Origin of the sequence: Pantoea stewartii subsp. stewartii, assembly GCF_008801695.1 — a bacterium.
Lineage (GTDB): Bacteria > Pseudomonadota > Gammaproteobacteria > Enterobacterales > Enterobacteriaceae > Pantoea > Pantoea stewartii.
Map to the genome: position 1 here is coordinate 20722 of NZ_VZPF01000068.1, position 8000 is coordinate 28721.

Here is an 8000-nt window from a genome sequence, read left to right on the forward strand (position 1 = left end):
ATTAACGTACCTTCAGCGTCGCCAGGCCAATCAGCACCAGCATGAGCGAAATAATCCAGAAGCGCACAATCACGCGCGGCTCTGGCCAGCCTTTCAGTTCGTAATGGTGATGGATCGGTGCCATGCGGAAAATACGCTGGCCACGCAGCTTGAACGATCCCACCTGCAGGATCACCGACAGCGTTTCAACCACAAACACGCCGCCCATAATCACTAATAAAAATTCCTGGCGCAGCAGGACAGCGATGGTACCGAGCGCGCCGCCCAGTGCCAGCGAGCCGACATCGCCCATAAAGACCTGAGCCGGATAAGTGTTAAACCAGAGGAAACCTAATCCAGCCCCAACAATCGCCGTACAGACGATAACCAGCTCACCTGCGTGACGCAGATAAGGAATGTGCAGGTAATCGGCGAACTTCACGTTACCGGTCGCCCAGGCGACCAGGGCGAAACCGGCCGCAACAAACACTGTCGGCATGATGGCCAGACCATCCAGCCCATCAGTCAGGTTGACGGCATTACCGGTACCGACGATGACGAAATAGGCCAGCACAATGTAAAACAGGCCAAGCTGTGGCATCACATCTTTGAAAAACGGCACCACGAGTTCCGTCGCAGGCGTATCTTTACCGGCCAGATAGAGCGCAAAGGCGACTCCGAGCGAAATCACCGACATCCAGAAATATTTCCAGCGGGCAATCAGCCCCATGGTATCCTTGCGAACCACTTTACGGTAATCATCAACAAAGCCAATGACGCCAAAGCCCACCAGCACCACCAGCACGCACCAGACGTAGGGATTAGAAGGATAAGCCCACATCAGCACCGACAACGTAATCGACGTCAGAATCATGATGCCGCCCATCGTCGGCGTGCCCCGCTTGCTGAAGTGCGATTCGGGACCATCATTACGGACAACCTGCCCGATCTGCAGCTTTTGCAGCCAGGCAATCAGACGCGGCCCCATCCACAGCGAAATAAACAGTGCGGTCAGCAGGCTGACAATGGCGCGAAACGTCAAATACGAAAAGACGTTAAAACCGGAATAAAATGCGACCAGATGCTCGGCCAGCCAAACTAACATGTTCCTTTCTCCTGTAAGCTCTGTACTACCTGCTCCATGGCGGCACTACGCGAACCTTTAATCAATACGGTCATTTCTTTGTGTTCGGACAGCAACTGGCGTAATCGTTCAGTCAGCGCCGTTTTATCGCTGAAATGTTCGCCAACTTCGCTACTTTCACTCATAAAGTGGCTGAACTGCCCGGTGCTTAATACCCGGTCAACGCCCGCAGCTTTGGCCGCCAGACCGACTTCGCGATGAAGTTGTTCACTTTCATCCCCTAATTCAGCCATATCGCCCACCACCATCACACGGTAGCCAGGCATTTCAGACAGCACCTGTGCCGCCGCAACCATCGATCCTACATTGGCGTTATAGCTGTCATCCAGGAGCAGTTGATGATCTGAGAGCCGGACAGGAAATAAGCGACCAGGAACGGACTGCAGGCTTTTCAGCCCGGTCTGCACCGCGCTAAGCGGTGCATCGACCGACAACGCAAGCGCCGCCGCCGCCAGAGCATTGGCGATATTGTGCCGACCGGGCAGAGGCAGAATAATGTCGATGTCACCACGGGGCGTATGCATGACAAAATGGGTGCCATCCTGGCGAATACGGATATCGCGCGCACCAAAGTCGCAGTCTGCGGCCTGCGGCGAGAAGCGCCATACCGTTTTACCGTGCAGGTTCTCCTGCCAGCGTGGCCAGTCATTGCTGTCAGCATTTAAAATCGCCGTTCCCTTTGCGGGCAGGCCGTAAAAAATTTCACCCTTCGCTTTTGCGACACCTTCAAGCGACCCGAAACCCTCAAGGTGCGCGGCAGCCAGATTATTGACCAGCGCCGCTTCCGGACGAACCAGGTCGGTGGTATAGGCGATTTCACCCTGATGATTAGCGCCAAGCTCAATCACGGCATACTGATGTTCTGGCGTGAGACGCAGCAGGGTCATGGGCACGCCAAAATCGTTATTCAGGTTACCGGCGGTATGCAGCGTTTCGCCGCACTGGCGTAAAATCGCTGCGGTCATTTCTTTCACTGACGTTTTACCGGATGAGCCGGTCAGCGCAACGACGCGGGCACTGACCTGCTGACGCACCCAGGACGCCAGCTTACCAAAGGCGATGCGCGTGTCTTTGACAACGACCTGCGGCACCGACACAGGTAAATGCTTACTTACCAGCAAGGCTTTCGCGCCCTTGGCAATCGCATCCTCGGCAAAGTCATGTGCATCGAAGCGCTCACCCACAATGGCAACAAACAGACTGTCTGCGGTGACCTTGCGGGTGTCTGTCGTGACGGTGTTGAACGTCAAATCGTCGCCGTGCAGCGTACCGCTGGTGACCTGCGCTAAGGTGCGTAATGAAACCGGAATCATGCAATGCCTCCTAACAGCGTGGCGACCGTAGCACGATCGGAGTAGTCCAGCCGCTGATGACCAATAATTTGATAATCTTCGTGGCCTTTACCGGCGACTAACACAATGTCGTCGGGCTGAGCCTGCATAATAGTGCTGGTGACTGCCTGTGCACGGCCCGCGACAACGCGAGCGCGGCCCGGATCAAGGAGGCCGCTCAGAATGTCCTGCACAATCGCCGCAGGATCTTCGCTGCGCGGATTATCGTCAGTAATCACGACCACATCGGCAAACTGTTCCGCAATGGCACCCATAAGTGGGCGCTTACCTTTGTCGCGATCGCCGCCACAGCCGAACAGGCACCATAGTTTACCTTTACAATGCAGGCGGGCGGCGGCCAGTGCTTTCTCTAATGCGTCGGGCGTGTGGGCATAATCCACCACGACAGTGGGTTTGCCCGGTGCGGTGAAGACTTCCATCCGTCCGGTAACCGGCTGCAGTTTTGCGGCAACGCGCAGTAAATCATCCAGTGCATAACCCAGCGCCAGCAGTGTGGCCAGCGCCAGCAACACGTTACTGACGTTAAAAGCCCCCATCAGACGACTGTCCAGTTCGCCATCGCCCCAACTGGAGCGGAAACGAATGTGGGCACCATTGTCGTGATAGTTCACCTCGGTTGCGCGAAGCCAGCGACCGTGGCAGCCAGGCTGCAGGTTATTTTCCATCGAGACAGCAACCGCATCAGGCAGGTTTGCCAGCCAGCGGCGTCCGACTTCATCGTCGGCATTCAGGATGGCCACGCCCACCTGATGTTCAGAGAAGAGCAGCCATTTAGCTGATTCGTACTGTTGCATATCGCCGTGATAATCCAGGTGATCGCGACTGAGGTTGGTAAAGACAGCAGCAGCGAACGGCAAGGCTGCGACACGATGCTGCACCAGACCATGGGAGGAGATTTCCATGGCGGTCAGCGACGCGCCCTTGCTGGCCAGTTCATCCAGAGTATGCTGGACGTCCACAGCGGAGCCGGTGGTGTTTTCGGCAGGCACGAGCTGGCCGACCAGACCATTTCCCACCGTCCCCATCACCGCGCTGGTTTCACCCATCAGCTCAGCCCACTGGGCCAGCAGCTGACTCGTGGTCGTTTTGCCATTAGTGCCGGTGATGCCAATCAGTTTTTGTCTTTCGCCCGGCTGTTGGTAAAAACGCCCCGCCAGAGCGGAAAGACGCTGGGGTAACTGTGCAAGATAGATAACCGGCACGCCGTGCATTTCGCGTATTTCACCGTCGCTCGCTTCCCCTTCGGCTTCCGCAATCACGGCGGCCACGCCCTGGGCAATGGCCTGAGGAATGAAGCGGCGTCCATCAACCTGATGGCCGGCGATAGCGACAAACAGATCACCCGCAGCCGCCACGCGACTGTCCAGCGTCATGTCACGCAACGGGCGCGCAGGTGCACTGGGCACCCAAGGTCCGAGTAAGTCGCGCAGGTTACGATCTGTCACTTGTTTCCTCACTTCTGTTTGTCACCAACTCGTTCTTGTCATTGGTCGGCAGCGCATCCGGCTCGATGTTCATGGTGCGCAGTACGCCGCCCATGATGGCACCAAACACCGGTGCAGAAACCGCACCACCATAATATTTACCGGCCTGAGGATCGTTGATGACCACAACAAGCGCAAAACGAGGACGGCTGGCAGGTGCCACGCCTGCGGTATAGGCGATGTATTTGTTCACATAACGCCCGTCCGGTCCGACTTTTTTCGCCGTACCGGTTTTAATGGCGACGCGATAACCTTTAATGGCGGCTTTCACGCCGCCCCCGCCCGGCAATGCAACGCTTTCCATCATATGCACCACGGTTTTCACCAGAGCTTCAGGAAATACGCGCTCACCGCCCACCGGCGGATCCACTTTGGTAATTGAGAGCGGGCGGGCGATACCAAAGCTGCCAATCGTTGCGTAGACTCGCGCTAACTGTAACGGCGTTACCATTAGCCCGTAGCCGAAAGAGAAGGTGGCCCTCTCTATGTCAGACCACCGTTGTTTTTTAGGGTATAAGCCACTGCTTTCCCCGACCAGCCCCAAATTGGTCGGTTTACCCAGACCAAAGCGCGAGTAAGTTTCTACCAGCGCTGAGGAGGGCATCGCTAACGCCAGTCGGGAAACACCGACGTTACTCGATTTCTGTAGTACGCCAGTCAGCGTGAGTTCGTTATAGCGCGCTACGTCTTTAATCTCATGACCATTTACGCGATACGGCACGGTGTTCAAAACGCTGTTCTCTTTCACCACGCCGCGTTGCAGCGCGGTCATCACCACCATCGGTTTTACCGTCGAGCCGGGTTCGAAAATGTCGGTGATGGCCCGGTTGCGCATCAGATCTTTTGGCGTGTCGCTGAGGTTATTGGGGTTATAGGCAGGGCTGTTCGCCATCGCCAGGACCTCACCGGTATTCACATCCACCAGAACCGCCGTTCCCGATTCGGCTTTGTTAAAGGCGACCGCATTATTCAGCTCACGGTACACCAGCGCCTGTAAACGCTCGTCAATACTCAGAGTGAGGTTATGTGCCGCACGACTGTCCACCGATGAAATGTCTTCGATAACGCGCCCATAGCGATCTTTACGCACGGTACGCTCGCCGGGCTCACCCGTCAGCCATTTGTCAAAGCTCTTTTCGATGCCTTCGATTCCCTGACCATCGATATTGGTGAAGCCAATCAGATGTGAGGTGACCTGTCCGGCAGGGTAATAACGGCGTGATTCTTCGCGCAGATGGATACCGGGCAGCTTGAGTTTTTTGACGTATTCACCAATGGCGGGATTGACCTGGCGGGCCAGATAGATGAACCGGCCTTTAGGATTGGCATTCACGCGGGCGGCCAGTTGATCAATGGGAACAGAAAGCGCATCTGAGAGCGCACGCCAGCGACTGTCGAGCGTGACACCGCCCGCATCATGCAGCTCTTTGGGATCGGCCCAGATGGCGTTAACCGGCACGCTGACCGCCAGCGGACGCCCGCCGCGGTCGCTGATCATCCCCCGCGAGGTGGGCACGGCCTGAACGCGCAGTGAACGTAAATCGCCCTCTTTAACCAGTTTGTCCGGATTAATCACCTGCAGCCAGGCCACGCGTGATAACAGCCCACCTAAGGCCAGTAAAATGCAACCGCATAACAACGCAAAACGCCAGCTTACAAAGCTGGCTTTATCTTCTGGTTTTTTTAACTTCAGCGTTCTTTTTACGCCGCTCATTAGCAGTAACAGGTCCTTATTTTTGCACCACGATGTTTTCCTGCGAAGGATCAACGTGCTGCATCTGCAGCTTCTCGGTGGCGATCCGCTCAACGCGGCTGTGATCGCCAAGGGCATTCTCTTCCAGAATTAAGTTGCGCCACTCAATGTCCAGCGCATCACGCTCAAGCACCAGTTGCTCTCGCTGGGCAGTCAGCAAGCGTGTTTTGTGCGTCGTTGTCACGACCAGCACGGCAGAAACCAGCACAGCAATCAGCAACAGAAAAGGGAGTTTCCCTTTACGCATAATGTCGCCCGCGATGACCGCGGGTAAGCTGTGCCGTTCGTTGCCAATCATGCGTCAGTTCGCTCCGCAATTCGTAAAACGGAACTGCGCGCACGGGGGTTCTCTTTCACCTCCGTGTCGCCAGGTACCATTTTGCCCAGCAGCTTCAACTGACGCCCACCCAGTGCATTCAGTTGCTGCTCGGTCATGGGTAAGCCATGGGGCACCTGCGGCCCGCGGCTCTGATCGCGCATAAACCGCTTCACCAACCGGTCTTCCAGCGAATGGAAGCTGATGACAGACAAACGCCCTTGCGGAGCCAGCACATCGACTGCACCTTTTAATGCGGTGTCGATCTCTTCCAGTTCGCTGTTGATCCAGATGCGAATGGCCTGGAAACTACGGGTCGCCGGGTGTTTGAACTTGTCTTTAACCGGTGTTGCTGCGGCAATCACCTCTGCCAGCTCTTTCGTGCGCGTCATCGGTTGATCCCGGTTGCGTTCCACAATCGCCCGCGCAATCCGCTTCGCAAATCGTTCTTCACCATAGGTTTTCAGCACAAAGGCGATATCGGCCTCTTCTGCCTGCATCAACCATTCGGCGGCAGAGTGGCCGCGCGTGGGATCCATGCGCATATCCAGCGGCCCGTCACGCATAAATGAAAACCCGCGTTCGGCATCATCCAACTGCGGGGATGACACGCCCAGATCCAGTAATATGCCGTCAATCTGACCTGCCAGTTCACGCTCTGCCACATACTCCGCCAGCGCGGAAAAGGGGCCATGAACAATGGAAAAACGCGGATCCTTTATTTCAGCGGCCGCGGCGATAGCTTGCGGATCACGGTCAATGGCGATGAGCTTTCCGTTGGCGCCAAGCTGCGCCAGAATCAAGAGTGAATGACCGCCACGACCAAAGGTGCCGTCAATATAGATTCCGTCTTCCTTGATGTTGAGGCCATTCACTGCCTCATCCAACAGCACGGTGGTGTGTTTATAATTTTCCTGCATAGCTATAGCGATAAATCCTGCAACCGCTCAGATAAAGGCGACTGAGCTGACTGTTCTGCGTCAATATCATCCCTGACTTGTTGATACCAGGTCTGTTCATCCCACAGTTCAAACTTGTTGAACTGCCCAACCAGCATCACTTCTTTGCTTAAATTTGCATGCTGGCGAAGGGTATTCGCCAGCAATAAGCGGCCCGCATTATCCATCTGACACTCACTGGCATGTCCCAACAGTAAACGCTGCACGCGGCGCTCCATCGGATTCATGCTGGACAGACTCGCCAGTTTTTTCTCAATGATTTCCCATGCGGGTAAGGTGTAAAGCAACAGGCATGGCTGATGGAGGTCGATGGTACAAACCATCTGCCCCTGCGATTCCTCGTTCAGCAAATTACGGTAACGGGTTGGTACCGCCAGTCGTCCTTTGCTGTCGAGATTGACTAACGTTGCTCCACGGAACATGTCAGTCTCACCCCTCAGTTACCCATTTGCACCACTTTATCCCACTTTTTACCACAAAACGAGTTTAAGGATCGTAGGAAATCATTGTCAAGCCGGAGCGGCAGTAGAATATGATTATTTACCGAGGCGGGAATTAACACTGAAAAGGTTTCAAAACGCCGGAAGATGATTAATCAAAATTAAACTAATGAATAATTGAATAAAAAATTCAGCTCTGAAAAAAAACGGCGAAAATTAACACGTTTATTACGGTTGAATAATCCGATGCCGTTTTGAGACAGGGGACGCATTTTAGGGGATTTCTTAACGGAAGCCTAAATAACTGCTCGGAATAGTAGATCCCTTAGAGGGAACTCAGTCCGGTTTATGCGATCTGATCAATCGCTGAATATCCCAAATCACCAGCCGGACTGAGCAATGTCGATCATAGCACCAATACCCAGAACCGAACGACGCCTGATGCAGAAAACTATCCATAAAACAAAGGACAAAAACCACGCCCGGCGGCTCACCGCCATGCTGATGCTGCATCGTGGTGACACCGTCAGTCATGTTGCCAGAACACTCTGCTGTGCCCGCTCATCGATTGGT

At 54.9% G+C, this 8000-nt stretch carries 7 protein-coding genes and 1 pseudogene; 1 reads left to right on the forward strand and 7 read right to left on the reverse strand.

Annotation, left to right across the window (positions count from 1 at the left end):
- Window position 1: 1 nt before the first annotated feature.
- Genes mraY through mraZ form a run of 7 tightly spaced genes read right to left on the reverse strand, consistent with a single transcriptional unit; the run spans window position 2 to window position 7409 of the window.
- Entirely contained in the window at window positions 2-1084 is a 1083-nt protein-coding gene (gene mraY, locus F7Q90_RS18655; RefSeq protein WP_006117674.1) for a phospho-N-acetylmuramoyl-pentapeptide-transferase, read from the reverse strand.
- Window positions 1078-2436 carry a UDP-N-acetylmuramoyl-tripeptide--D-alanyl-D-alanine ligase gene (murF, locus tag F7Q90_RS18660; protein ID WP_006117673.1) on the reverse strand — a complete coding sequence of 453 codons (1359 nt, stop codon included), beginning with the start codon at window positions 2434-2436 and terminating at the stop codon, window positions 1078-1080. The genes mraY and murF overlap by 7 nt, the downstream gene beginning before the upstream one ends.
- The gene (gene murE / locus F7Q90_RS18665; RefSeq protein WP_006117672.1) at window positions 2433-3920 is read right to left on the reverse strand and encodes a UDP-N-acetylmuramoyl-L-alanyl-D-glutamate--2,6-diaminopimelate ligase; all 1488 of its coding nucleotides are present in this window, start codon (window positions 3918-3920) and stop codon (window positions 2433-2435) included. The genes murF and murE overlap by 4 nt, the downstream gene beginning before the upstream one ends.
- The gene (locus F7Q90_RS18670; protein ID WP_006117671.1) at window positions 3907-5673 is read right to left on the reverse strand and encodes a peptidoglycan glycosyltransferase FtsI; all 1767 of its coding nucleotides are present in this window, start codon (window positions 5671-5673) and stop codon (window positions 3907-3909) included. The genes murE and F7Q90_RS18670 overlap by 14 nt, the downstream gene beginning before the upstream one ends.
- 16 nt (window positions 5674-5689) lie before the next feature.
- Window positions 5690-6010: a cell division protein FtsL gene (gene ftsL, locus F7Q90_RS18675; RefSeq protein ID WP_006117670.1), complete on the reverse strand. Its 321-nt coding sequence runs from the start codon at window positions 6008-6010 to the stop codon at window positions 5690-5692.
- Window positions 6007-6948 carry a 16S rRNA (cytosine(1402)-N(4))-methyltransferase RsmH gene (rsmH, locus tag F7Q90_RS18680; RefSeq protein WP_006117669.1) on the reverse strand — a complete coding sequence of 314 codons (942 nt, stop codon included), beginning with the start codon at window positions 6946-6948 and terminating at the stop codon, window positions 6007-6009. The genes ftsL and rsmH overlap by 4 nt, the downstream gene beginning before the upstream one ends.
- A gap of 2 nt (window positions 6949-6950) precedes the next feature.
- Window positions 6951-7409, reverse strand: coding sequence for a division/cell wall cluster transcriptional repressor MraZ (gene mraZ / locus F7Q90_RS18685; RefSeq protein ID WP_006117668.1), 459 nt, complete (start codon window positions 7407-7409; stop codon window positions 6951-6953).
- A 417-nt stretch (window positions 7410-7826) separates the two neighbouring features.
- On the opposite strand from mraZ, the pseudogene F7Q90_RS18690 reads away from it, so the two are divergent.
- A pseudogene (locus F7Q90_RS18690) lies at window positions 7827-8000 on the forward strand (IS630 family transposase); the annotation flags it as partial.